General features: G+C 72.3%; 17 protein-coding genes and 1 pseudogene. 13 read left to right on the plus strand and 5 right to left on the minus strand.

Annotated features, from left to right (window positions below):
• Nucleotides 1-42: 42 nt before the first annotated feature.
• The 3 genes and pseudogenes from BMX65_RS34190 to BMX65_RS24010 form a co-directional block, all read right to left on the minus strand.
• A pseudogene (locus BMX65_RS34190) lies at nt 43-198 on the minus strand (DUF6191 domain-containing protein); the annotation flags it as partial.
• On the minus strand, nt 140-1303 hold the full coding sequence (locus BMX65_RS24005) for a PQQ-dependent sugar dehydrogenase (protein WP_075002448.1): 1164 nt from the start codon (nt 1301-1303) through the stop codon (nt 140-142). The pseudogene BMX65_RS34190 and the gene BMX65_RS24005, both read right to left, overlap by 59 nt.
• A 189-nt stretch (nt 1304-1492) precedes the next feature.
• Complete coding sequence (locus BMX65_RS24010; protein WP_075002449.1) at nt 1493-2488, minus strand: aldo/keto reductase; 996 nt, start codon at nt 2486-2488, stop codon at nt 1493-1495.
• Nucleotides 2489-2694: 206 nt separating this feature from the next.
• On the opposite strand from BMX65_RS24010, the gene BMX65_RS24015 reads away from it, so the two are divergent.
• The 6 genes from BMX65_RS24015 to serA all read left to right on the plus strand — a co-directional run bounded on the left by BMX65_RS24015 (nt 2695) and on the right by serA (nt 13067).
• Nucleotides 2695-3672: a 2-hydroxyacid dehydrogenase gene (locus BMX65_RS24015; protein WP_075002450.1), complete on the plus strand. Its 978-nt coding sequence runs from the start codon at nt 2695-2697 to the stop codon at nt 3670-3672.
• Nucleotides 3673-4011: 339 nt separating this feature from the next.
• A complete protein-coding gene (locus BMX65_RS24020; RefSeq protein ID WP_239502224.1) occupies nt 4012-7326 on the plus strand; it encodes a putative bifunctional diguanylate cyclase/phosphodiesterase in 3315 nt (1104 codons plus the stop codon).
• A 264-nt stretch (nt 7327-7590) separates the two neighbouring features.
• On the plus strand, nt 7591-9453 hold the full coding sequence (locus BMX65_RS24025) for an acetolactate synthase large subunit (protein ID WP_075002451.1): 1863 nt from the start codon (nt 7591-7593) through the stop codon (nt 9451-9453).
• Nucleotides 9454-9482: 29 nt separating this feature from the next.
• Entirely contained in the window at nt 9483-10007 is a 525-nt protein-coding gene (ilvN, locus tag BMX65_RS24030; protein WP_019355759.1) for an acetolactate synthase small subunit, read from the plus strand.
• 80 nt (nt 10008-10087) lie between these two features.
• A complete protein-coding gene (ilvC, locus tag BMX65_RS24035; protein WP_075002452.1) occupies nt 10088-11086 on the plus strand; it encodes a ketol-acid reductoisomerase in 999 nt (332 codons plus the stop codon).
• A 391-nt stretch (nt 11087-11477) separates the two neighbouring features.
• Nucleotides 11478-13067: a phosphoglycerate dehydrogenase gene (serA, locus tag BMX65_RS24040; RefSeq protein WP_075002453.1), complete on the plus strand. Its 1590-nt coding sequence runs from the start codon at nt 11478-11480 to the stop codon at nt 13065-13067.
• A gap of 616 nt (nt 13068-13683) precedes the next feature.
• On the opposite strand, the gene BMX65_RS24050 is transcribed toward serA, so the two are convergent.
• Complete coding sequence (locus tag BMX65_RS24050) at nt 13684-14916, minus strand: PucR family transcriptional regulator (protein WP_107437562.1); 1233 nt, start codon at nt 14914-14916, stop codon at nt 13684-13686.
• 252 nt (nt 14917-15168) lie between these two features.
• Here BMX65_RS24050 and BMX65_RS24055 point away from each other — a divergent pair, with 252 nt between their 5' ends.
• The 3 genes from BMX65_RS24055 (at nt 15169) to BMX65_RS34005 (ending at nt 18345) form a co-directional block, all read left to right on the plus strand.
• Entirely contained in the window at nt 15169-16095 is a 927-nt protein-coding gene (locus tag BMX65_RS24055) for a proline dehydrogenase family protein (RefSeq protein WP_075002455.1), read from the plus strand.
• A 68-nt stretch (nt 16096-16163) separates the two neighbouring features.
• On the plus strand, nt 16164-17795 hold the full coding sequence (gene pruA / locus BMX65_RS24060; protein ID WP_075002456.1) for an L-glutamate gamma-semialdehyde dehydrogenase: 1632 nt from the start codon (nt 16164-16166) through the stop codon (nt 17793-17795).
• Between the two features lie 421 nt (nt 17796-18216).
• Entirely contained in the window at nt 18217-18345 is a 129-nt protein-coding gene (locus BMX65_RS34005) for a hypothetical protein (RefSeq protein ID WP_275435231.1), read from the plus strand.
• A 110-nt stretch (nt 18346-18455) separates the two neighbouring features.
• Here BMX65_RS34005 and BMX65_RS24065 read toward each other — a convergent pair whose 3' ends face one another.
• On the minus strand, nt 18456-20072 hold the full coding sequence (locus BMX65_RS24065) for a purple acid phosphatase family protein (protein WP_075002457.1): 1617 nt from the start codon (nt 20070-20072) through the stop codon (nt 18456-18458).
• A gap of 150 nt (nt 20073-20222) precedes the next feature.
• Between BMX65_RS24065 and BMX65_RS24070 the strand changes: the two genes are divergently transcribed.
• The 4 genes from BMX65_RS24070 to cimA all read left to right on the plus strand — a co-directional run bounded on the left by BMX65_RS24070 (nt 20223) and on the right by cimA (nt 26565).
• Nucleotides 20223-21290, plus strand: a complete 1068-nt coding sequence (locus BMX65_RS24070; RefSeq protein WP_075002458.1) for a 3-isopropylmalate dehydrogenase — start codon at nt 20223-20225, stop codon at nt 21288-21290.
• Between the two features lie 366 nt (nt 21291-21656).
• A complete protein-coding gene (locus tag BMX65_RS24075; protein ID WP_075002459.1) occupies nt 21657-22763 on the plus strand; it encodes a branched-chain amino acid aminotransferase in 1107 nt (368 codons plus the stop codon).
• A gap of 166 nt (nt 22764-22929) precedes the next feature.
• On the plus strand, nt 22930-24576 hold the full coding sequence (locus BMX65_RS24080; RefSeq protein WP_075002460.1) for an alkaline phosphatase D family protein: 1647 nt from the start codon (nt 22930-22932) through the stop codon (nt 24574-24576).
• A 330-nt stretch (nt 24577-24906) separates the two neighbouring features.
• Entirely contained in the window at nt 24907-26565 is a 1659-nt protein-coding gene (gene cimA, locus BMX65_RS24085; protein WP_075002461.1) for a citramalate synthase, read from the plus strand.
• Nucleotides 26566-26591 lie beyond the last annotated feature (26 nt).

Below are 26591 nucleotides of genomic sequence, written 5' to 3' on the forward strand. Positions count from 1 at the left end.
GGAGAGGTCGATCGGCCCCTTGCCGGGGTCGCCGACACCCTCCTGAACCCGGGTGTGCTCCAGCCGCCGCTGCTCGTCGTCCGTGTGCTTGCTGCCCGGTGTGAACAGCTCCTGCATCAGGTTGAACATCTGACCATCCTCAACGCACCTCGAGTCGCAGGATGCGGTCGTCCCCCTTCTCCGGCGAGCCGCGTCCATCCGTCTCGCTCGTGACCAGCCAGAGTCCGTGGCCGCCACCGCTGCTGCGGTCCGCGACCACCGTCCGGAGCCGTCCGTACTTCCCCTTCAGGAACGCCTGGGGGGCGGCGGCGGGTTCCCCGCCCTCGAGCGGGATCCGCCACAGCCGCTCCCCGCGCAGCCCGGCCATCCACACCGACCCCGCGGCGACGGCCAGCCCGCTGGGGGACGCCTCGTCCGTGCGCCACTGCTCGACGGGGTTCTCGAACCTCTTGTCGTCGCTCCTGCCCTCGGCGTCCGGCCAGCCGTAGTTCCCGCCCGGCTCGATCAGATTGAGTTCGTCCCAGGTGTCCTGCCCGAACTCCGAGGCCCACAGGCGCTTGCCGCGATCCCAGTCCAGGCCCTGCACATTGCGGTGCCCCCAGGAGTAGACGACCGAGTCCGGGTCGGGGCTGCCGTGCCCCGCGGGTTCGCCCTCGGGCGTCATCCGCAGGATCTTGCCGCCCAGCGACTTCTTGTCCTGCGCGAGTCCGCCGTCGCCGGACTCGCCGGTTCCGGCGTAGAGCATCTTGTCCGGGCCGAACGCGATCCGCCCGCCGTTGTGGATCCGTCCCCTGGGGATGCCCTTGAGGATGGTGTCCGGCGCCCCGAGCTGGTCGCCGGGCTCCTTGGCGGGGTCGTAGAGCATCCGCACGATCCGGTTGTCGGACGCGGAGGTGAAGTAGGCGTAGACCATCTTCCCGGCTTCCGCCCCGTCCGGCGGGACGGCCAGTCCCAGCAGCCCGCCCTCGCCGCCCGGCTCCACCCCGGGAACGGTGCCCACCTCGGTCTTCTTGCCGCTGTCGCCGTCGATCCGCAGGATCTTGCCGGTGTCCCGCGAGGAGACGAGCAGATCCCCGCCGGACAGCGGGGCCAGTCCCCAGGGCGAATCGAGCCCTGTGGTGAGCGTTCTGACCACCTTCACGGACCCTTTGGCGGGGGCGGCGCTCGGCGAGGGTGCGGCGGCCGAACTGCGCTGCGCACCCGAGGGTTCGTCCCCGCCTCCGCTCCCGCCTCCGCCGGAACATCCCGCGCTCAGCGCCAGTGCGCAGACCGCGACGATGCGCAAACCTGCCGTACGTCGCACGTTTCGGCTCCTTGTCCTCGAGCGTCCTCGGACCGTGTCCTCGGGCGTCTTCGAACTGTGTCCTCGGGCGTCCTCGAAAAGCGTCCTCGACAAGCGGACTCCTCAGGGGACCACATCCTCTCCCGGCGCCGCCGCCGAGGCGCGGCCGTCCCGCCGGATTCTCCGCCGGGCGCCGGAACGGCCCGCGGATCAGTCCCAGGAACCCTGCGCGGCGGGGAGTCCGTCGATCTCGGCCAGGTCCTCGGCGGTCAGCGCGAGTCCGGCGGCGCGGGCGTTCTCCGCGGCCCAGTGCGCCTTCTTGGTCCCCGGTACGGGGATCACGTGCCGGCCCTGGGCGAGCACCCAGGCCAGGCCGACCTGCGCCGGAGTGGCGTTGCCGTGCCGCCGGGCCACGCGGCGGAGCCCGGCCACGATGGGCTGGTTGGCGGCCATCATCTCGGCGGTGAAGCGGGGGTGCCGGGCGCGCACGTCGTCCGGCTCGAAGCCGCCCCCGGTGGTGAGCGCGCCGCTCAAGTAGCCGTTGCCCAGCGGCATGGCGGCGAGGAATCCGACCCCTCGGGCCTCGCACCAGGGCAGCAGGGTCTCCAGTGCCTCGCGGGACCAGACCGACAGCTCGGCCTGCACCCCGTTCACCGGGAACACCTGCTGGACGCGTTCGAGCTGTCGTATGGTCCCGTCGTGGATACCGGCGCCCGCACGCCGATCCGCGCGGGCGCCCACGGCGCAGAAGCCCAGCGCGCGCACCTTGCCCGCCGTCACCAGCTCGGCCATCGCACCCCAGGTCTCCTCGATCGGTACCTCGGGGTCGGCACGGTGCAGTTGGTAGAGGTCGATCACATCGGTCTGCAGCCTGCGCAGCGAGGCGTCGCAGGCGCGCCGCACGTAGCCGGGGCGGCCGTTGGCGACGATGTGCTGCTCGCCCACCAGCAGTCCGCACTTGGTGGAGACGAACGCCTCCGCGCGCCGCTCCTTCAGTGCGCGCCCGATCAGCAGCTCATTGGTGAAGGGGCCGTACATGTCGGCCGTGTCCAGCAGGGTCATGCCCGCGTCCAGTGCGGTGTGCACCGCGCGCAGTGAGCTGTCGCCGCGCTGCTCGGAGGCGGAATAGGCCCAGCTCATCGGCATGCAGCCGAGGCCCACGGCACCCACGCCGAGAGCCGCCGCACCGATTGTCCTGCGCTCCACCTGGTACCCGCTCCCTCCCGGACGGCCCCCAACGTAACGGTTGCCTCCGGCGCCACACACGTTCGCTCCCACCACAGCTTCCCCCGCGCTCCGTCCGTTCCCCCGCGCTCCGTCCGTTCCGCCGAGCCCCCGGAGTCTCCGGGCTCCCCGAGCCCCGTACGGGAGGTGCCCCGGATCCGCCGGCGCGGTCCGACTAGTCTCTCCCCATGGTCGAAGCGAAGGAGATCTGGCTCGCGCTCCCGCCGGAGAGCGTCGAGGGCCTCCCGGACAACCTGACGTACCGGTACTGGACCGGGGAGCAGGAGTTTCCGGCGGACCCGGCCGACTGCGCCTTCTACGTCGTCCCCTATTCCGTGCGTGCCGAGGTCGCCGTACGGCCGCTCGCGCGGATGACGGGGGTGCGGGTCGTCCAGACCCTCACCGCGGGGATCGACCACATCGCGCCCGCCATCCCGCGCCTCCCCACCGGGACGCGGGTGTGCAACGCCCGCGGCGTGCACGACGCGAGCACCGCCGAACTGGCCCTGGCACTCACCCTCGGATCCCTGCGCGACCTGCCCGGATCCGTCCGTGCGCAGGACCGCGGCCGCTGGCGGTCCGGCTTCCATCCGGCGCTCGCGGACCGTACGGTGCTGATCGTCGGATACGGCGCGGTGGGCGAGGCCGTCGAGCGGCGGCTGCTGCCCTTCGAGGTCGCCGCCGTGCACCGGGTCGCCCGCTCCGCGCGGCAGGCGCCGCTGGGACCGGTGCGGCCGCTGAGCGAGATCGGCGAACTGCTGCCGCAGGCGGATGTCGTGATATTGGCGACCCCGCTCACCGAGCAGACCCGCGGCCTGGTGGACGAGGACTTCCTCGCCCGGATGAAGGACGGGGCGCTGCTGGTCAACGTCGCGCGCGGGGCCGTGGTGGACACCGCGGCGCTGCTCGCCGAGACCGGGACCCCGGCTTCGGCCCCGGGCGCGGAGGACGGCGTTCCGGGGCGGCTGCGGGCGGCACTGGACGTGACCGACCCGGAGCCCCTCCCGCAGGACCATCCACTGTGGCGGGTGCCCGGTGTGCTGATCACTCCGCATCTCGGAGGGCCGACTTCCGCCTACTATCCCCGCGCCAGAAGGCTCCTCGCGGCGCAACTGAGGCGCTGGGCGGCCGGTGAGGAGCTGGCGAACACGGTGGCCGTGGCGTAGGGCCCGTAAACCCTTTGAGGCCGCGAGAGGCAACGCTACGGATCCGTACGACTGCACCCTGTTCCGAGCTTCCCTCTTATGGTTACGGTCTGTATTGGGACTATGTCCCTGAGTGACGAATCTGGTGTATCGTCCCGACCGGGGGGCGAAACCCGGACACGAGGGGGGCGACGGGCGAATGTACGATCAACGGACGAACTGCCGTGCGGGCCGCTGGGACGGCGCCCGCGAACATTCCAACTCTCCAGCGGAACTCCCGCGTTGCGGGGCTCCGGCGCAGGTGTCCCGGAACGGCCGGACGGGCGCGGCAACGCGACCCCCGTCTCCACGGGTGGCGCGATGACCACCCATGAAGCGGCCCCCAGGCGGGGCCCGTGCTGGACCGGCGCACAGACCGCCCGCCCCAACGGCACCGCCCGGAGCGAGGCACCGCCGCACGCACCGCACCCTGCGTATCCGCCGCACCCGCGGCAGCGGCGGCACACCCGGCCGACGGTGGCGGCCCGCCCGTCGCAGGCCGTGCCGCGGACCCGGGCGGCGACACCGGCGCTGCCGCCCACCGCCCGCCCGCGCGGGGGAGGCTGCGACAGCGGCGGACGCGGCACCACTCTGCTGCCGCAACTCGCCCTCATCGTGGTCTGCGCCGCCTACGCCGTGGGCGCGGCCTTCGGCTGGGGGTCCGAGACGGTCGCCGTCCTCATGGGCGACTTCGGACTCAGCGTCGCGGCGCTGCTGGCCGGTGCCTCGTGCCTGTGGTATGCGCACATCCAGCGGCGGGAGGCGGCAGGCCATCTGTCGGCCCCAGCCCGTGCCCGCCTGGAGGCCAGCCGCCCGGCCTGGGTGCTCTTCGGCCTCTCCTCGCTGATGGCGGGGTTCGGCAACGCCGTGTGGGGCTGGTACGAACTGGTGCTGCACCAGGCGGTGCCGCGCCCCTCGCTCGCCGACTTCTGCTTCCTGCTGTTCGCCCCGCCGGCCATCGTCGGGCTGCTGGTGCTCGCCAAGCGCCCGGTGACCCGCGCCGGATGGGTCTGCCTCAGCCTCGACGCCTGGCTCATCGGCGGCTCGCTGCTGACCCTCTCCTGGTCGCTCGCCCTGGCCCACACGGCCTACTGGGAGGGAGACTCGGTCGCCAGGGCAGCGCTCAACCTGGCCTATCCGCTGCTCGACATCGTGCTGGTCAGCATGGTGCTGGCGCTGCACTTCCGGCGCTCCTCGGCGCACCGCAGCGCCATCAACACCGCCATCGGTGCGCTCGCCCTCACGGTGCTGTGCGACGCGCTGTTCACCTCCCCGATGCTGCGTGAGCACTACTCCTCGGGGCAACTGCTGGACGCCGGGTGGTTCGCGGGCTCGCTGCTGCTGGCCTACGCACCCTGGGTCGGCCGGGCGCGCAGGAGCCGCGGTGCTGCGGCGTCCGACGCCGCCGCGCAGCAGCCCCTGGCCGCCACCGACCGGCAGGCCGAGGCCCGGGCCACCAACCCCAGCCGCCCCATCTCGGGATCGCTCAGCGCGCTGACCCCCTACCTGGCGGCGGCCGTCTGCACCCTGGGCATCCTCTACAACTCGGTGGACGGCCGCGACATCGACCGCGTCGTCCTCTACACCGGCTGCACGGTCGTCCTCGCGCTGGTGCTGCGCCAAGGCATCATGCTGCTGGACAACATCACGCTGACCAGGGAACTGGCGCAGAAGGAGAACCACTTCCGCTCCCTGGTCCAGGGCTCCAGCGACGTCATCATGATCACCGCGGCGGCGGGTACGCTCCGCTACGTCTCACCCGCCGCGGCCGGGGTCTACGGGCGCAGCGCCGAGGACATGGTGGGCTGCGAGCTCTCCTCCCTGGTGCACCCCGAGGACCTGGGCCAGGTGAACCACGAGCTGCGCCGCTTCCTGGCCACCTCCGCCGACCGGGAGTCCAGCACCCGCGTCGAGTGCCGGTTCCGGCACGGCGACGGGCACTGGCTCAACGTCGAGTCCACGGTCAACCGCTACCAGGGCGGACTGATCTTCAACAGCCGGGACGTCACCGAGCGGGTGCGGCTGCAGGCGCAGTTGCAGCACAACGCCTCCCACGACGCCCTCACCGACCTGCCCAACCGGGCGCTGTTCACCGAACGGGTCCGGCAGGCCATCGGCGGTCGCCGCGGGGGCGACTGCGGTACCGCCGTGCTCTTCATCGACCTGGACGGCTTCAAGGCGGTCAACGACACCGTCGGCCACCAGGCGGGGGACGAACTCCTGGTGCAGGCGGCACGGCGGCTGCACGACTCCGTGCGCTCCGGCGACACCGCGGCCCGGCTGGGCGGCGACGAGTTCGCCGTGCTCATCCGCGGCGACGGCGAGCCGGGGCGGATGCCGGACGCCGAGCGCGAGCTGCGCATCCACGACATCGCCGACCGGCTGCGGGTCACGCTCTCCGACCCGTACCGTGTCGAGGGCACGGAGCTGCGGGTCGCCGCCTCCATCGGCATCGCCTTCGCCGAGCCCGGCATCACGCCCGGTTCCCTGATGCGGAATGCGGACCTGGCGATGTACCGCGCCAAGCAGGCGGGCAAGGGCCGGGTGGAGCTGTACGCGCCGCAGATGCAGGCCGAGGTGGTCAAGCGGGCCGAGCTGGCCGCGCGGCTGCGCAGCGCACTGCACGACGGCGAGTTCGCGCTGCTGCACCAGCCGATCGTCGAGCTGGCCAGCGGCAAGATCACCGCCATCGCTGCCGAGGCCCGCTGGCGCTCGGCCCAGGGGATCCTGTTCACCCCGGCGGAGTTCCTGCGCACCGAGGGCGCCTCGGCGCGGGAGGCGCGCGGGAGCGGTGGTGAGCGGGCCGCCGAGGTGAGCCGGTGGCTGCTGGAGGAGGCGGTGCAGCAGGCCGCCGCCCGCCAGCGCGCCGGGTACGGCGCCCCGGTGACCGTGCGGCTGCCCGCGCGGCGGCTGACCGAGCCGGGCATGGAGCCCCGCAGCATCGGAGCCCTGCTGGCCCGGCACGGGCTCGCCGCGGCACCGGGCCCCACCGGCGGTACCGCCCTGGGTGCGCCCGCAGCCAACGCGGGAGTGCCGGGGGCGCCGGGGGCGCTGATCCTGGAGCTGTCGGACAGCGATCCGCGGATCCCGCTGGACGAGCTGGAGCGGCGGCTGACGGCGCTGCGCCGACTCGGGGTGCTGATCTCGCTGGACGGATTCGGCAGCGGCTATGCGGCGATCTCCGCGCTGCGCAGGCTGCCGGTCGACATCCTGCGGCTGGACCGGGGGCTGACGGACGGGATCCTGGAGTCCACCCGGCAGCGCAAGATCACGTCCGGGCTGCTGCGGATCGCCGGAGATCTGGGGCTGACCACCGTCGCGGAGGCGGTCGACCTGCCGGAGCAGGCCACGCTGCTGCGCGAGATGGGCTGCACCCACGGTCAGGGAGCGGTCTTCTCCGGTCCGCTGGACGAGCACCGGCTGCGCACCGCGCTGGCCCGCGGGGTCTATGCGGTGCCCGAGTCCACCCGCAGCGGCGGGGCCTCCGGGTACGGCGAGGAGCACCCGGAGGGCCGGGACGCGGCCGTGACCGTCCCGGCGACGGTGCCCCTGGCACGCGGCGCGGAAGCTCTGCCGGTGGGGCAGGAGGGTGCGGCGGATCCGCTGACGCACTCGCCCGCTTCGCCCAAATGCTGAGACGGCCGTCCCACTCACTTGACACTCGGGGCTTGACGGGGAGAGGGTCAGTGCCATGCGCACCCGAATTCTCGTACTTGGACAGCGCGTCGGCTGACCGCGGGACCCATCCGATCCCGCGTCCACCAGCGGCGCGCTCCCCTCGCTTGCCTCACGGCACGGGGGGTTTTTTGTTGCACCAGCACCTGAGCACGAACCAGCGGTGAACCGAAGAAACCGCCCATAACGAGCGTCAACCCTCACTCTCCGAGAAGAGATAAGCCGATGACCGATCAGGCCACCGGGGCCCCGAAACCGCAGCCGCGGGCCCGCAACAGCGGACAGTCCAACTCCGTGCCGGCCCAGGCAGCCCCCCGCATCACGGGCGCCCAGTCCCTCATCCGTGCTCTCGAGGAAGTCGGCGCCGACACCGTATTCGGCATCCCCGGCGGCGCCATCCTGCCCGCCTACGACCCGATGATGGACTCCTCCCGGGTCCAGCACGTCCTGGTCCGGCACGAGCAGGGAGCAGGGCACGCCGCCACCGGCTATGCGCAGGCCACCGGCAAGGTCGGCGTCTGCATGGCCACCTCGGGGCCCGGAGCCACCAACCTGGTCACCCCGCTCGCCGACGCCCACATGGACTCCGTGCCGCTGGTCGCCATCACGGGGCAGGTCGCCACCTCCCTGATCGGTACGGACGGCTTCCAGGAGGCCGACATCTGCGGCATCTCGATGCCGGTCACCAAGCACAACTTCCTGGTCAAGGACCCCGACGACATCCCCAGGACGATCGCCGAGGCGTTCCACATCGCCTCCACCGGCCGCCCGGGCCCGGTGCTGGTCGACATCGCCAAGGACGCGCTCCAGGGGGAGACCGCCTTCCAGTGGCCGCCCACCACCGAGCTGCCCGGCTACCGGCCGGTCACCAAGCCGCACGGCAAGCAGATCCGGGAGGCCGCCAAGCTGCTGGCCGAGGCCCGCCGCCCGGTGCTCTACGTCGGCGGCGGCGTCCTGAAGGCCGGCGCCACGGCGGAGCTGAAGGTGCTCGCCGAGCTCACCGGCACCCCGGTGACCACCACGCTGATGGGCATCGGCGCCTTCCCGGACAGCCACCCCCAGCACCTGGGGATGCCGGGGATGCACGGCACCGTCGCGGCGGTCACCGCGCTGCAGAAGGCCGACCTGATCATCGCGCTCGGAGCCCGCTTCGACGACCGGGTCACCGGCAAGCTGGACTCCTTCGCCCCGCACGCCAAGATCGTCCACGCGGACATCGACCCCGCCGAGATCGGCAAGAACCGCGCGGCGGACGTGCCGATCGTCGGGGACGCCCGCGAGGTGCTGGCCGATCTGGTCGTCGCCCTCCAGGCCGAGGCCGCCGAGCACCCCGACCGGCAGAGCGACCGCTATGCCGACTGGTGGACCCTGCTGGACCGCTGGCGCACGACCTATCCGCTGGGCTACGACCTGCCCGAGGACGGTTCACTGGCTCCGCAGCAGGTCATCCAGCGGATCGGGGAACTGGCACCCGAGGGCACCATCTTCGCCGCGGGCGTCGGCCAGCACCAGATGTGGGCGGCCCACTTCGTCACCTACGACCAGCCCGCCACCTGGCTCAACTCGGGCGGACTGGGCACCATGGGCTACGCGGTCCCGGCGGCGCTGGGCGCCAAGGTCGGGATGCCCGACCGCGCGGTGTGGGCGATCGACGGCGACGGCTGTTTCCAGATGACCAACCAGGAGCTGGTCACCGCCGCCCTCAACGGCGCGCCGATCAAGGTCGCGATCATCAACAACGGAGCGCTGGGCATGGTCCGCCAGTGGCAGACCCTCTTCTACAACCAGCGCTACTCCAACACCGTCCTGCACAGCAGCGAGGAGGGCGAGCCCGGCCGGGGCACCCGCGTGCCCGACTTCGTGAAGCTCGCCGAGGCCATGGGCTGCGTCGGTATCCGCTGCGAGGACCCCGCGCAGCTCGACGCGGTCATCGAGAAGGCCAACGCCATCAACGACCGGCCCGTCGTCGTGGACTTCATCGTCCACGAGGACGCCATGGTCTGGCCGATGGTGGCGGCGGGCACCTCCAACGACGAGGTCATGGCGGCCCGCGGGGTCCGCCCCGACTTCGGCGACAGCGACGACTGACCGGGAACAGGAACGGAAGGCACCGAACGATGTCCAAGCACACGCTCTCCGTGCTGGTGGAGAACACCCCCGGCATCCTGGCCAGGATCGCCTCGCTCTTCTCCCGCCGCGGCTTCAACATCGACTCGCTCGCGGTGGGCGTCACCGAGCACCCCGACATCTCGCGCATCACCATCGTGGTGAACGTCGAGGACCTGCCGCTGGAGCAGGTCACCAAGCAGCTCAACAAGCTGGTCAACGTCCTCAAGATCGTCGAGCTGGAACCCGCCTCCGCGGTCCAGCGCGAACTCGTCCTGGTGAAGGTCCGCGCGGAGGGTGAGACCCGCTCCCAGATCGTGGAGATCGTCCAGCTCTTCCGCGCCAAGACCGTCGACGTCTCCCCGGAGGCCGTCACCATCGAGGCCACCGGCAGCGCCGACAAGCTGGAGGCGATGCTGAGGATGCTGGAGCCGTACGGCATCAAGGAACTGGTGCAGTCCGGCACCATCGCCATAGGGCGCGGCGCCCGCTCCATCACCGACCGGAGCCTGCGTGCGCTGGAGCGCACGGCCTGACCCTGCCCCCGAACCCTCCGCCCGCCCGGCCGTCATAGGTTGGGCAGCACTTCCATCATCAGCACAAGGAGAAACCCCAAGTGGCCGAGCTGTTCTACGACGACGACGCCGATCTGTCCATCATCCAGGGCCGCAAGGTCGCGGTCCTCGGATACGGCAGCCAGGGCCACGCCCACGCGCTGTCCCTGCGTGACTCGGGCGTCGACGTCCGGGTCGGCCTGCACGAGGGCTCGAAGTCGCGGGCCAGGGCCGAGGAGCAGGGCCTGCGGGTGACCACGCCGGACGAGGCGGTCCGGGAAGCGAACGTGGTCATGGTCCTGGTCCCGGACCCGCTCCAGGCCAAGGTCTACGAGGAGTCCATCGCCCCCCACCTCGAGGACGGCGACGCGCTCTTCTTCGGCCACGGCCTGAACATCCGCTACGACTTCATCAAGCCCCCGGCCTCGGTGGACGTCTGCATGGTCGCCCCGAAGGGCCCGGGCCACCTGGTCCGCCGACAGTACGAGGAGGGCCGCGGCGTGCCGTGCATCGCGGCCGTGGAGCAGGACGCGAGCGGCGGTGCCTTCGCGCTGACGCTGTCCTACGCCAAGGCCATCGGCGGCACCCGCGCGGGCGTCATCAAGACCACCTTCACCGAGGAGACCGAGACCGATCTCTTCGGCGAGCAGGCCGTGCTCTGCGGCGGTACGGCCGCACTGGTCAAGGCGGGCTTCGACACCCTGGTCGAGGCCGGCTACCAGCCGGAGATCGCCTACTTCGAGTGCCTCCACGAGCTGAAGCTGATCGTGGACCTCATGTACGAGGGCGGCCTGGAGAAGATGCGCTGGTCCGTCTCCGAGACCGCCGAGTGGGGCGACTACGTCTCGGGTCCGCGGGTGATCAACGACCAGACGCGGGCCGAGATGAAGAAGATCCTCGGCGACATCCAGGACGGCTCCTTCGCCAAGAACTGGATGGCCGAGTACAACGCCGGTCTGCCCCGGTACAACGAGTACAAGAAGGCCGACGAGGACAGCCTGCTGGCCACCACGGGCAAGAACCTGCGCTCCCTGATGAGCTGGGTCGACGAGGAGAAGTGACCCTCGCCCGGCGGTGAGCAGCCGTCCCGGCCGCGCCCGCGGCTCCGCGGAACCGGAGCGCACCCGCGGCCGGGGCGGGCATGTCCGCGCCCGGGGGCCCGTACGGACCCCCGGGCGCGGACGCGCAGCGCGACGGGCGGGCGCCGGGTGCGCCCGGACCGGAATCCGCCGGAATCCACCCGAACCCGTCCCGCCCCACGCGCCGGGTGTTCCGTTCCGCGGCCCCGAGGGCACGATCAGGGGCGGAGGCCCGCCCCGCAGGCGGTGTGGACCGATCGGCCACATCGGGGTGGTGCCCTCGATAGACTGCGGGTCCACAGGCTCACAGCGTCGTGCGTCTGCTCCTCCCGCCCCGCAGGGAAACGCGCCGTCCCAAGAATTTGGAGACCACGTGAGCAAGCCCGTAGTACTCATCGCCGAAGAGCTGTCGCCCGCGACCGTCGAAGCGCTGGGGCCGGATTTCGAGATCCGGCAGTGTGACGGCGCCGACCGGGGCGAACTCCTCCCCGCTCTCGCCGATGTGGACGCCGTTCTCGTCCGCTCCGCCACCAAGATCGACGCCGAGGCCGTGGCCGCGGCGCACAAGCTCAAGGTGGTCGCCCGCGCCGGAGTCGGACTCGACAACGTGGACGTGCCCGCGGCCACCAAGGCGGGCGTGATGGTGGTCAACGCCCCCACCTCCAACATCGTCACCGCGGCCGAACTGGCCTGCGGCCTGCTCATCGCGACGGCCCGGAACATTCCGCAGGCCAACACGGCGCTCAAGAACGGCGAGTGGAAGCGCAGCAAGTACACCGGCGTGGAGCTGAGCGAGAAGACGCTCGGCGTGGTCGGCCTGGGCCGGATCGGCGTGCTGGTGGCCCAGCGGATGTCGGCTTTCGGGATGAAGGTCGTCGCCTACGACCCGTTCGTGCAGCCGGCCCGGGCCGCGCAGATGGGCGTCAAGCTGCTCTCGCTGGACGAGCTGCTGGCCGTCTCGGACTTCATCACCGTCCACCTGCCCAAGACCCCGGAGACCCTCGGACTCATCGGGGACGAGGCGCTGCACAAGGTCAAGCCGAACGTGCGCGTGGTCAACGCGGCGCGCGGCGGCATCGTCGACGAGGAGGCGCTGGCGGCGGCGATCAAGGAGGGCCGGGTCGCGGGCGCGGGGCTGGACGTGTACGCCTCCGAGCCGTGCACAGACTCCCCGCTCTTCGCCTTCGACCAGGTCGTGTGCACCCCGCACCTGGGGGCCTCCACCGGTGAGGCGCAGGAGAAGGCCGGTATCGCGGTCGCCAAGTCGGTGCGGCTGGCCCTGGCGGGCGAGCTGGTGCCGGACGCGGTCAACGTGCAGGGCGGGGTGATCGCCGAGGACGTGCGCCCGGCGCTGCCGCTCGCCGAGAACCTGGGCCGGATCTTCACCGCACTGGCCGGCGAGGTCGCCGTCCGCCTGGACGTCGAGGTGTACGGCGAGATCACCCAGCACGATGTCAAGGTGCTGGAGCTGTCCGCGCTCAAGGGCGTGTTCGAGGACGTGGTGGACGACACGGTCAGCTACGTCAACGCGCCGCTGTTCGCCCAGGAGCGCGGGGTCGAGGTGCGGCTGACCACCTCCAGCGAGTCCGCCGAGCACCGCAACGTGGTGACCGTGCGGGGCACCCTCGCCGGGGGCGAGGAGGTCTCGGCGTCCGGCACGCTGTCCGGCCCCAAGCACCTCCAGAAGCTCGTCGCCATCAATGAGCACGGTGTGGACCTCGCGGTCGCCGATCACATGGCGTTCCTGCGCTACAGCGACCGGCCCGGCGTCGTCGGCACCGTCGGCCGCGTCCTGGGCGAGGCGGGCGTCAACATCGCGGGCATGCAGGTCTCCCGCGCCGAGGAGGGCGGCGAGGCGCTCGTCGCGCTGACCGTCGACGGCACCATCGGCGCCGCGGCCCTCTCCGAGATCGCCGACGAGGTGGGCGCCACCCACGCCCGGGCGGTCAACCTGACCGAGTGACGCGGGGGCCCCGCGAGGGGCCCACGCCGGCAGAACGGAAGGGGCCGCACGGGAACCGCGTGCGGCCCTCCGTCGTCCGGGCCGCGATCTGCCCCGAGTGCCGGATCTGCCGCCGCGCCCGGCCGTGAAGTCGACCCCCGCTGTGTCCGCCGCCGTACCCCCGCCGACCCACTGATCCCCGTACGCCCACGCCCGTATCGTCACGCCCCGGTCCCCGAAGGGGGCGAGGAGAGCCGCGCCCCCGGACTCGTCGACCGTCGGATCGGTGAAGCCGTCGAGGACGAGGGTGCGCGGGGCGCCGTACCTGCTGCAGAGCAGGTCGGTCAGGTCCTGCGGATCCAGGTCGCCGGGCAGGTACAGACAGCCGTCCCGCGGGCCGAGGCGGGCCAGCAGGTCGTCGAGGTCCGATTGCGTGAGCTCCATGGCGGACAGTGAAGCGCACCGCACTGACAACGGACGTGCTCACAGACGGGTCCGACGTCGAACCGGCAGGTGCCGGACCCGACCCGTGGAGACCGCCACCGGACGGGGCCGTTGTCGACGGGACCGCGGCTCTGGTCATCCGCTGCCGGTCAGCCGCCTTCGTCACCGGCGAAGTCGCGGATCCCGGAGGCGGTCACAGCCGGGCGGCCTTGAGCGCCATGTGCAGCAGCAGGCGGTCCTCACCTTCGTCCAGGTCCAGGCCGGTGAGGCGTTCGACCCGGGAGAGGCGGTAGTAGAGGGTCTGCCGGTGGATGCCGAGCGCGGCGGCGGCGCGGCCCGCCTGGCCCGCGCAGTCGAGGTAGACCTCCGCGGTGCGGGCGAGTTCGCGATGGGTGGCGCGGAGGAGGTCCTGCACAGCGGGATCGGGAGCGGTGCCCGCGGCGCGGGGGATGCCGGTGAGCATCCGGTAGGGCCCGATGGCGTCCCACTCGGCCAGTGCGCCCGGCCGGGGTTCGGCCGCCGCGGCCCGCGCCGCGGCGCGGGCCTCGTACCAGGCCGCCGGCAGGTCCGCCAGCCCGCTGCGCGGGCTGCTCAGCCCGGCGGCCGGGGCCGGAGCCCCCGTCGCCGGGTCGGTGCTCCCGGCCCGGCCCGGCGCGCGCAGCAGCCGGTCTGCCGCCGACCGGGCCGCCTCCAGGCCGTGCGGGGTGCGCAGCCGCACAAGCGCGGCCAGTGCCCCGTCCCGCACGCACTGGGCCGCGAGCCGGGGGAGGGCGGCGGGGAGCGGGCCGCGGACCGCGGTCGCGTCCTCCTCGGGCCAGGGCAGCACCGCCACCAGCACCAGCGTCCCGGACGCGGTCTCGCCCAGGGCCGTCCGCAGTCCGGCGAGCGCCTCGTCCCGCGCGGCCCCGCCGCGCTCGGCCAGGGCGGCGTGCAGCAGTCCCCCGGTCTGCTCCTCGGCTCGGGAGTCCGCGGCCAACTGGGCGCCGGTGCGGTCGGCGACCGCCATGGCCGCGGCCAGCCGCGGGTCGGTGAGCTCCAGCGCCCCGTCGTCCAGCAGCCAGATGTAGCCGTGCACGACGCCGCGGTCGCGGACCGGCAGGCAGATCCGGCCGTGCACCAGTCCCGCGGCCGGATCCGGCGGCACCTCCTGGCCGGAGACCGGGGGAGGGATGCGCACCGGGCCGTTCGCCCGGGCGATGCCGTAGCTCTCGAAGAAGGCGCGCACGGCGGGGGTGGAGCGCCGCTGGAGGATGGTGCGGGTGCGCACCGGGTCCAGCGCGGGGCCGCCCTCCTGCCCCTCGTCGCCGTCGGCACCGCCCTCGTGCGCCCCGAAGGCGATCAGCGAGAAGTCCCGGCTCTCCAGCGTGGCCGGGGTGCCCAGCAACTGCGAGACCTCGTCGATCAGCGCCTGGTAGTCCTCGCGCATGCCGTGGCCTCCTGTGCCTCGCGCCGTGCCGGCTGTCCCTCGCGGCCGTGTCCTGCCGCGCTGCCGCAGCGGGCCGCGTGTCCCGCCGGTCCATTCTCATACATCTGTCTGAGAGCCGGACCACGGACGCGTGACACCTGTCGATGGCCCCCGTGGTAGAGCGATCCTTAACTTCTAGGTGGCTTCCGCGTCACGCCCCCGCTGCGCGTGCGCCATCGAGCCACCCGCAAGAAGACTCCGTGGAGGTGCCCCGTGCTGGGACCCGTGCTCCTCGCCGCCGCGCGCAGCGACAGCATCCGCCGCCTCGTCTCGGCCGCTCCGGTGACCCGCCCGATGGTGGACCGGTTCGTGGCAGGCGAGCGGCTCGATCCGTGTCTGGACTCCGTCGCGGCGCTGGCCGCGCGCGGCATGCAGGTGACCATCGACCACCTGGGCGAGGACATCACCGACCGGTCGGAAGCGCTCCGTAACCGCGACGCCTACCTCGCGCTGACCGACGCGCTGGCCGCCGCCGGGCTCGCGGAGCAGGCCGAGATGTCGGTCAAGCTCTCCGCCTTCGGCCAGGCGCTCCCGGGCGGGCACGACCTGGCGCACGACAACGTGCTGCCCGTCGTCGAGGCCGCTGCCGCCGCCGGGACGACGGTCACCCTCGACATGGAGGACCACACCACCGTCGACTCGACGCTCGCGATCCTCGCGCAGCTCCGCGAGCGCTTCCCCGGTACCGGTGCCGTGGTCCAGTCGTACCTCTTCCGTACCGAGGAGGACTGCCACGCGCTCGCCGGTGAGGGCTCCCGGGTCCGGCTGGTCAAGGGTGCCTACAAGGAGCCCGCCGAGGTCGCGTACCAGGACAAGCACGAGGTCGACCGGGCGTACGTGCGCTGTCTGAAGATCCTGATGGCCGGTGACGGCTACCCGATGGTGGGATCCCACGATCCCCGCATGGTGGCCATCGCCCAGAATCTGGCCGAGCGTTACGGTCGAAAGCGGGACGAGTACGAGTTCCAGATGCTCTACGGCATCCGCGCGGCCGAGCAGGAGCGGCTGGTCGCGGACGGGCACCGGATGCGCGTCTACGTTCCGTACGGCACCGACTGGTACGGATACTTCATGCGGCGGCTGGCGGAGCGCCCCGCGAACATGGGCTTCTTCCTGCGCTCGCTCGTCACCAGCAACTGAGAACACCGCATCCGGGCACCCGACCGGCGCCCCCACCGACCGTCCGAACCACGACCCGAGGAGCAACCGTGGACGCTGTGACCCAGGTCCCCGCCCCGTACAACGAGCCGGTGCACACCTACGCGCCCGGCAGCCCCGAGCGCGCGCGCCTGGAGGCCAAGCTCAAGGAGCTGGGCGACAGCCCCCGCGAGCTGCCGATGACGATCGACGGCGTCAAGCGGATGGGCGGCGGCGAGCGTGTCGACGTCGTCCAGCCGCACAACCACCGGAAGGTCCTGGGCACCTACGCGACCGCCACCCGCCAGGACGCACAGGACGCCGTCGACGCGGCGCTCGCCGCGGCCCCGGCCTGGCGTGCGCTGTCCTTCGACGACCGGGCCGCGATCATCCTCAAGGCCGCCGAGCTGCTCTCCGGCCCCTGGCGCGAGACCATCGCCGCCTCCACCATGCTGGGCCAGTCCAAGACGGCGCAGCAGGCCGAGATCGACGCGCCCTGCGAGCTGATCGACTTCTGGCGCTTCAACGTGCACTTCGCCCGTGAGCTGATGACCGAGCAGCCGCTGGTCCAGCCCAACGGGATCTGGAACCGCATGGACCACCGCCCGCTGGAGGGCTTCGTCTACGCGATCACGCCGTTCAACTTCACCGCGATCGCGGGCAACCTGCCCACGGCCCCGGCGCTGATGGGCAACGTGGTCGTGTGGAAGCCGTCCCCCACCCAGACGCACTCCGCCGTGCTGCTCATGGAGCTGCTGGAGGAGGCCGGGCTGCCCAAGGGCGTCATCAATCTGGTGACCGGCGACGGCAAGGAGGTGTCCGAGGTCGCGCTGCCGCACCCGGACCTGGCCGGCGTCCACTTCACCGGCTCGACCGCCACCTTCCAGCACCTGTGGAAGTCCGTCGGCGAGAACATCACGAACTACAAGTCCTACCCGCGCATCGTCGGCGAGACCGGCGGCAAGGACTTCATCGTCGCCCACCCCTCGGCCGACCCGGCCGTGCTCAAGACCGCCATCACCCGGGGCGCCTTCGAGTACCAGGGCCAGAAGTGCTCCGCCGCCTCCCGCGCCTACCTGCCCCGCTCCCTGTGGGAGAGCGGCTTCAAGGACGACCTGGCCACCGAGGTGCGGGGGCTGTCCATGGGCGATGTGACGGACCTGTCGCACTTCATCGGCGCCGTCATCGACGACCGGGCCTTCGCCAAGAACAAGGCCGCCATCGACCGCGCGGCAGCCGATCCGTCCTGCGAGATCCTGGTCGGCGGGACCTGTGACGACAGCACCGGCTACTTCGTCTCGCCGACCGTCATCGTCTGCTCCGACCCGGAGAACGAGGTCTTCAAGGCCGAGTACTTCGGCCCGATCATCGCGGTCCACGTCTACGAGGACGAGAACTGGGACGCGATGCTGGACCAGATGGAGTCGGCCTCGGCGTACGCGCTGACCGGTGCCGTCCTGGCCAAGGACCGCGCGGTGCTGGCCGCCGCCTCGGAGAAGCTGCGGTTCGCCGCGGGCAACTTCTACCTCAACGACCGGCCCACCGGCTCCATCGTCGGCCAGCAGCCCTTCGGCGGTGCGCGGGCCTCGGGCACCAACGACAAGGCGGGCTCGAAGTTCAACCTGATCCGCTGGTCCTCGCCGCGTGCGATCAAGGAGACCCAGGTCGCGCCGACCGACTACCGGTACCCGCACATGGGCTGACGCCCCCGTGGCCCCTGTGCGACGAGGGCCCGGCCCCCTTCTCCGCCCGTACGGAGGGGGCCGGGCCCGCCCCTTTTCCGCGCTTCCTGCTCTTCCTGCTCTTCCTGCTCTTCCCTCTCTTCCCCCTCTTCCCGCTCTCTCCTCCCTCTCTCCGTGTCTCTCCCCGGCCCGCCGCGACCGGCCGGTGTGGGGCTCGTCTCAGATAGTAGGAAGCCCAACTATTTGGCGAGACATCACGGGCTCCGGCTCCTATCGTTGGAGAGAGCCGATCGTCCCGCTCGACCGAGCGCTTCGCGGGTGCGACACCGTGCGTTTCCGGCAGGTGATCCCTGCCGCACCGGTTGTCCCCGCACCGTTGGCTGTCCGGCAGATCTCTCCTCGCGTCTTGCGTTCCACGCCGTGCAGAAGGAGTTGCATTCCTATGGCCACGCCTACAGCCACCCACGTTCCCGCCTCCCGCGTCCGCCGCTCCCGCGCGGCGGCCCGCCTCCGCGACGAGGACCGCCGCAAGGCAGCCGAGGCCCTCCAGCGGGCTTTCGACCGCCGCTGAGCGGCCGCCGCCGAGCGGCCACGGCCGAGAGCGCCGTTGGGTCGCTGACCGGGCCGGGTCCGTGCTCCGCGGTGCTCCGCGGGGGCGGCTCCCGGCCGCGGCGGGGAGCCTCAGCGGCGGCGCACCGCGAAGTGGTCGATGCGCTGCCCCGACTGCGCCAGCGCCGTCACCGAGAGTGCAGGCCGTGGCCCGGGGCGGGATTCCACGACCAGGAAAGAGAACCCGGTGTAGCGGACCCGGGACCACTCCACGTGGTCCCGCTCGGCGCTCCGCTCCCCGGTCCAGCGGATTCCCGGGACGCTGTCCCGCTCCCGGACCTGCCCCTCGTGGCTGTCCGGTGCCCGGAAGTCGTACAGCTTGCGCCCGCCCCCGCCCGCCGTGACGTACACGGTCCCGTCTGCCACCGGGTCGGTCGTCCCGCCGCTCCGCAGTGCGCGGGTGGGCCTGCCGCCGCGCAGTGGGTCGGTGCGCTCGTAGACGTGGTTGTGCCCGTTGACCACGAGGTCGACGTGGTGCCGTTCGAACAGCGCCACCCATCTCTCCCGTACTCCGCCGTCCGAGCCGTGGGTGGCGGTCGAGTACGCGCAGTGGTGGAAGAAGACGACCAGGAAGTCGACGCCCCGGCGGGCGCGCAGCCGCTGCAGTGTCCGCTCCAGCCACCGCGTCTGCGCCCCGCCGGTGCAGCCGCGGTTGGCCGGGATCTCGTAGGAGACGTCGTTGGCGTCCAGGGCCACCACACCGACGTTCCCGTACACGAACGAGTAGATCCCGGGCGCCCGCTCCGGGTCGGGCCCGTCGCCGGGCAGTGACCAGCGTGCGGTCTGGCCGCCGTAGCCGTCGGGCGAGTACCAGGCTTCCATGTCGTGGTTGCCGGTGGTCACCATCCACGGCACCCGGCGGGCCACCGGTTCTATCTGGGCGAGGAACCGGTCCCACGTCCGCGCGTCGTAGCGGTCGGAGTCCTCGCCGTGCCCGGTCCCGTCGGCGTAGCAGATGTCGCCCGCGTGCAGATGGAAGGCCGGGTCCCGGTCGAGCAGGAGCCGGCCGGCGGTGCGCGCCTCGGGGCTGACGCCCTGGTCGCCGAAGGCGGTGAAGACGAAGGGCCGGGTGCCGTCGGCGGGGGCCGTGGTGAAGGAGTCCACGGTGTGTGACCGCTCGGGCGCCGCGGGGTCGAAGCCGTCGTGGCCGACGCCGTAGTAGTACGTCGTGCCCGGGCGCAGCCCCTCCAGGCCGACGTGCAGATAGAGCTGCTCGACACTCGGCAGCGCGCTGCTCAGCGCGGGGGTGTGCAGCGCGCGGACCTCCGCCGCCACCCTGCCGCCCAGGTCCCACGGTGCGGTGCCCACCCGCAGGTAGGGGCGCCGGACCGGGAGCGGTACCTGCCAGGAGATCCGCATCTGCGACGCCGGGTCGGCGCCGAAGGCCAGATGGCGGCCGGACGGAGCGACCAGCGCGCCGTCCACGGCGGTCCGGGGCAGCAGCGCCGCGCTGCCGCCGGGAGTGCTCCCGCCGCCGCGCAGCACCCCGGCGTCCGCGCGCAGCGCCGCGGCGCCCGCCGCCAGCAGTCCGCCGCCGCGCAGCACCCCGCGCCGGGTCGGGCCGCCCGGCAGCACGGGACGGACGCGGCGGCCGAGCTTCTCGCGCAGGTAGGCGTGCTGCTCGGCCATGCTCAGGCGGGCGGCGAGCCGAGCGGGCACACCCAGGTCGGGCAGGTCGTTCGCGGCCATGGTGCCAAGGTCCCCACGGGGGCCAACTGGCGGGCGACAGCGGCGGATACGGCCGCTGAACAGCGTGCGTCCGCCGGTGCAACCGCGGGCCTCGTCCGTCATACGGACAGCTTTATGTCACAGCCTGGGACGGGGAGTAGTGTCTGGCGCATGTCTTCAGGAACGGCCTCCCGCACGGACCGCACCATCGACCTCGCAGTGATCTCCGGAGACGGAATCGGCCCGGAGGTCGTCGCCCAGGGCCTCAAGGTCCTCACCGCCGTCCTCCCGCCGGACGTCGCGCTGGAGACGCATCCCTACGATCTCGGCGCCAAACGCTGGCACGCCACCGGGGAGACCCTCACCGACGAGGAGCTGGAGCGGCTCGCGGGGCACGACGCGATCCTGCTCGGCGCCATCGGCGACCCCGGCGTCCCCTCCGGGGTGCTGGAGCGCGGGCTGCTGCTCAAGCTGCGCTTCGCCTTCGACCACTTCGTCAACCTGCGCCCCTCCACGCTCTTCCCGAACACCGAGTCCCCGCTGGCGGGCCGCCCGGAGATCGACTTCGTCGTCGTCCGCGAGGGCACCGAGGGGCCTTACGTGGGCAACGGCGGCAGCATCCGCAAGGGCACCCCGCACGAGGTCGCCAACGAGGTCAGCGTCAACACCGCGTTCGGTGTGGAGCGGGTCGTGCGCGACGCGTTCGCCCGGGCGCAGGCGCGCCCGCGGAAGAAGCTCACCCTGGTGCACAAGAACAACGTGCTGGTGCACGCCGGCCACCTGTGGAAGGACACCTTCGACCGGGTCGGGCGCGAGTACCCCGAGGTGACGACCGACTATCTGCACGTCGACGCCGCCACGATCTTCATGGTGACCGACCCGGCGCGGTTCGACGTGATCGTCACCGACAACCTCTTCGGCGACATCATCACCGACCTCGCCGCCGCCGTCAGCGGCGGGATCGGGCTCGCGGCCTCGGGGAACATCAACCCCACCCGGCAGTTCCCGTCCATGTTCGAGCCGGTGCACGGGTCGGCGCCCGACATCGCGGGCAGCGGGAAGGCCGACCCGACCGCCACCGTGCTGTCCGTCGCGCTGCTGCTGCGCCACCTCGGCCACGAGGCCGAGGCCGCCCGCGTCGAGGCGGCCGTCACCGCGGATCTCGCCGAGCGGGACGCCGCTCCGGTCCGCACCACCGACGAGATCGGCGACGCGCTCGCGGCCCGCGTGGCCCGCTGAGCCGACCGCCGAGCCGTCCGCTGGACCCTGGCGGAGCGGCCGGCACCGCCGGGTTCCGGGTTCCGGGCCCGTGCTGCCGCAGGCCGCCGGCCCCCTGATCCGGCCCGTCCCGCCGTCGCGGCGGGACGGGCCGCCCTTCTGCGCTTCTCGCACCCCTGTCCGAAAGTGTTCGGCCGACGCGCGATAATCGGTGTGTGGACAGCGCCGGGAGGCAGCTCCCGCGTCCCGGTACCGCGCCGCGGAGCGCGGTGGCGAGGCGGCGGCGTGCTCGGAGCGACTGCGCCGCCAGGGCAGCCGCACCGGAGGCCCGTACCGGCGGGGAGCCCGGCCGCGAGGTCCGTAACGACACGAGCTAAGGACGCGGACATGACGACCCCCCGTATCGCATTCGACCTCGAACCGACCGCCGAGCCGCTCGGCGCCGCCGAGCGGGAGGCGGTGCTGGCGAACCCCGGTTTCGGGCGGTACTTCACCGACCACATGGTGACCATCGAGTGGACCGAGGACCGCGGCTGGCACGACGCGCGTCTGCAGCCCTACGCTCCGCTGTCGATCGACCCTGCCAACATGACGCTGCACTACGCGCAGTCGATCTTCGAGGGGCTGAAGGCGTACCGGCAGCCCGACGGCTCGGTGAAGGTCTTCCGGCCGGACGCCAACGCCCGCCGCTTCCAGCGCAGCGCCCGCCGGCTGGCGATGCCCCAGTTGCCCGTGGAGACCTTCGTCGAGGCGTGCGACCTGCTGGTGGGTCAGGACAGCGCGTGGGTGCCCGGCGGGGGCGAGGCGTCCCTCTATCTGCGGCCGTTCCTGTTCGCCACCGAGGTCGGGCTGGGGGTGCGGCCCGCGAACCGGTACACGTTCATGGTCATCGCGTCCCCGGCGGGCGCCTACTTCCCCGGCGGCGTCGAGCCCGTCTCGGTGTGGCTCTCCGAGGAGTACGTGCGTGCGGCGCCGGGCGGCACGGGCGAGGCCAAGTGCGCGGGCAACTACGCCGCCTCGCTGGTCGCCCAGGCGGAGGCCGCCGAGCACGGCTGCGACCAGGTGGTCTGGCTGGACGCGGTGGAGCGCCGCTACGTCGAGGAGATGGGGGGCATGAACCTCTACTTCGTCCAGGGCTCCGGCGCCGGCGCGCGGATCGTGACCCCGGAGCTGACCGGCACGCTGCTCCCGGGCATCACCCGCGACTCGCTGCTGCAGATCGCCGCCGACCTCGGGTACGCGACGGGGGAGGTGCGGCTGACGACCGACGCGTGGCGTGCGGGCAACGCCGACGGCTCGATCAGCGAGGTGTTCGCCTGCGGGACCGCCGCGGTGATCACGCCGGTCGGTCAGGTGAAGTCGGCGCGCGGCGAGTGGAAGGTCGGCGACGGCGGCGCCGGGGAGATCACGATGCGGCTCCGGGAGGCGCTGCTGGCGGTCCAGACCGGCCAGGCGGAGGACACGCACGGCTGGATGCACACCCTCGGTTCCTGACGGGTAGGTCCTCGCGGACATCGTGGGGCGTGTCACGGTAAGCCCGGAACCGACCTGACGTACATGTACCTGACATGCAGGGGTCGAACTTCCGTAGCTGAAGGGCCTTTTGGCAGCGCTGTCATGACGATGTCATCGACCGCCTCCCGGGAGGGCCGAGATCCAGATGCCGCGTCCCCAGCCGACCCAGCAGGATCAGGACAGCCAGCAGGAGATCAGACGAGCGGCGGCGGCGCTGGGCCGCCGCCGCTTGCTGACCGTCACGGGCGCCGCCGCGGTGCTCGCCTTCACCACCGACCTGCCCGGCAGTGCGCAGGCGGCCGAGGCGGACGCGCGGACCGCTGTCCGCGCCGACCCCTTCACTCTGGGCGTCGCCTCCGGCGACCCGCAGCCCGGCTCCGTCGTGCTGTGGACGCGCCTCGCGCCCGAGCCCTACGAGCCCGGCGGCGGCCTGCCGAAGGCGCGGATCCCCGTCCGCTGGGAGCTGGCGCACGACCGCCGCTTCCGCCGCGTCGTGCGCCGCGGCACGGCCCTCGCGCACCCCGAGCTCAACCATGCCGTGCACGTGGAGGCCGAGGGCCTGGGCGCCGACCGCGTGTACTACTACCGCTTCCGGGCGGGGAAGTGGCTCAGCCCGGTGGGCCGCACCCGCACGGCACCGGCTCCCGGCGCCGACATCGGCGAGCTCCGGCTGGCCGCCGTCTCCTGCCAGGCGTACCACCACGGCTACTTCACCGCCCACCGGCACCTCGCCGAGGAGGACGTGGACCTGGTCTTCCACCTCGGCGACTACCTGTACGAGTACGCCGTCGACGCGCACGGCGGCGCCCGCGGGTACACCGACCGGGAGCTGCCCTCCCGCTTCGACCGGGAGACGGTCTCGCTGGAGGAGTACCGGCTGCGGTACGCGCTCTACAAGTCGGACCCCGACCTGCAGGCAGCACACGCGGCGCACCCGTTCCTGGTCACCTGGGACGACCACGAGACGGAGAACAACTACGCGGACGACGTCCCCGAGGACGGCGGCTCCTCGGAGGACTTCCTGGTGCGCCGGGCGGCCGCCTACCGTGCGTACTGGGAGAACCTGCCGCTGCGCCGGCCGCAGCGGCCCAGGGGCCCGGACATGCGGCTCTACCGCAGGCTGCGGTTCGGCAGGCTGGCGCAGTTCGACATCCTCGACACCCGGCAGTACCGCTCGGACCAGGCGTACGGCGACGGATGGCACCACCCGGGCCCGGAGTCGACGGACCCGGCCCGCACCATGGTCGGCGCGGCGCAGGAGCGCTGGCTGCTCGACGGCTGGCGCAGCTCGGACACCGTCTGGAACCTCGTTCCGCAGCAGGTCACCTTCTCCGAGCGGCGCAGCAACAGCACCTCGGCCTACAAGGTCAGCATGGACGCCTGGGACGGCGCCCCGGCCTCCCGCGACCGGCTGCTGGCGGGTGCCGAGGCGGCCGGAGTGGAGAATCTGATGGTGCTCACCGGGGACGTGCACAAGGGGTACGCCTACGACATCAAGCGGGATTTCGGCGACCAGGACTCCCGCACGGTGGGGACCGAGATCGTGGCCACCTCCGTCACCAGCGGCATGGACGGCGAGGACCGCCCGTCCAACTGGGAGACCTATCTGGCGGCCAACCCGCACATGAAGTTCTACAACGGGCACCGGGGCTATGTGACCGTGCGGCTGGACAAGCGGCAGGCGCGGGCGGACTTCCGCACGGTCGCCGTCGTCACCGAGCCGGGAGCGCCGGTGCGCACCGCTGCCTCGTTCGCCACCCGGGTCGGCGAGCAGGGCCTGCACGAGGTGTGAGCAGGCCGGAGCCGACCGTCTGAGCGGCGGGTTTTCGCATCGTGAGACGGGAGGGGGTGCGGGGGGCGGGTTGTGCGAGACTTCCCCCGTGCCCTCGTTCGTCATGATTATTGGCAGCAGGCGCGCCGGTCCGCAGTGACCGACTGCCGTGGAACGACCCGTACGGCAGCGGACACCGTGCCCCAGACCCGCGCGCAGACCTCTCGCACCCGCGAGGGGTTTTTTCGTTTTCCGGCCCACCTCAGCCGGAGCGGACGGCGCGAGGGATGATGGGGGCAAGTGGAGCGCTTCCTTCCGGAACCACTGAACCCAGCCCAGGAGCCACCAGCCATGACCTCCGACGCGGCAGGCGCCGCAGCAGCCACCGGCAGCCCGACGGGACCGCAGGCCCCCGACGACGGTTTCCACGTCTTCGACACCACCCTGCGCGACGGGGCGCAGCGCGAGGGCGTCAACCTGACCGTCGCCGACAAGCTGACCATCGCCCGCCACCTCGACGAGTACGGGGTCGGCTTCATCGAGGGCGGCTGGCCGGGCGCCAACCCGCGCGACACCGAGTTCTTCGCCCGCGCCCCCGAGGAGATCGACTTCCGGCACGCACAGCTCGTCGCCTTCGGCTCCACCCGCAGGGCCGGTGTTCCCGCGCAGATCGACCCCCAGGTCCAAGCGCTGCTGGACGCGAAGGCACCGGTGGTCACCCTCGTCGCCAAGGCCCACGACCGCCATGTGGAGCTGGCACTGCGCACCACGCTGGAGGAGAACCTGTCGATGATCGCCGAGACGGTCGGCCATCTGCGGGAGCACGGCCGCCGCGTCTTCGTCGACTGCGAGCACTTCTTCGACGGCTACCAGGCCAACCCCCGCTACGCCGCGCAGGTCGTGCGCACCGCGCACGAGGCCGGCGCCGAGGTGGTCGTCCTCTGCGACACCAACGGCGGCATGATCCCCGCGCAGATCCAGGCCGTCGTCCGCACCGTGGCGGCCGACACCGGGGCCCGGCTGGGTATCCACGCACAGGACGACACCGGCTGCGCGGTCGCCAACACCCTGGCCGCCGTCGACGGCGGCGCCACCCACGTGCAGTGCACCGCCAACGGCTACGGCGAGCGCGTCGGGAACGCCAACCTCTTCCCCGTCGTCGCCGCGCTGGAGCTCAAGTACGGCAGGCGCGTGCTGCCCGAGGGCGCGCTCGCCGAGACCACCCGCATCTCGCACGCCATCGCCGAGGTCGTCAACCTGACCCCCTCCACCCACCAGCCCTACGTCGGCACCTCCGCCTTCGCCCACAAGGGCGGGCTGCACGCCTCCGCGATCAAGATCGATCCGGACCTCTACCAGCACATCGCCCCCGAGCTCGTCGGCAACACCATGCGGATGCTCGTCTCCGACATGGCCGGGCGTGCCTCCGTCGAGCTCAAGGGCAAGGAGCTGGGCTACGACCTGAGCGGCGAGCGGGAACTGGTCGGCCGGGTGGTCGAGCGGGTCAAGGAGCAGGAACTCAAGGGCTACACCTACGAGGCCGCCGACGCCTCCTTCGAACTGCTGCTCAGGGACGAGGTGCACGGCGGCGCCACGGGCACCGCACCCCGGTTCTTCCGGGCCGAGTCCTGGCGCGCCATCGTCGAGCAGCGGCCCGACGGCATGCAGGTCAACGAGGCGACGGTGAAGCTGTGGGCCAAGGGCGAGCGCATCGTCGTCACCGGCGAGGGCAACGGCCCCGTCGATGCGCTGGACCGGGCCCTGCGGGCCGGACTGGAGCGCATCCACCCGGCGCTGGCGCGGCTGAACCTGGTCGACTACAAGGTCCGCATCCTGGAGGGCGCGCACGGCACCTCCTCCACCACCCGGGTACTGCTGTCCATGAGCGACGGCAGCGGGGAGTGGACGACGGTCGGCGTCGGCGACAACGTCATCGCCGCCTCCTGGCAGGCCCTGGACGACGGCTACACCTACGGGCTGCTGCGCGCCGGGGCCGAGGCACAGGACTGACCCCCGCGGCCGGTCGACCGGCAGGG

Source organism: Streptomyces qinglanensis, from assembly GCF_900111245.1.
GTDB lineage: Bacteria > Actinomycetota > Actinomycetes > Streptomycetales > Streptomycetaceae > Streptomyces > Streptomyces qinglanensis.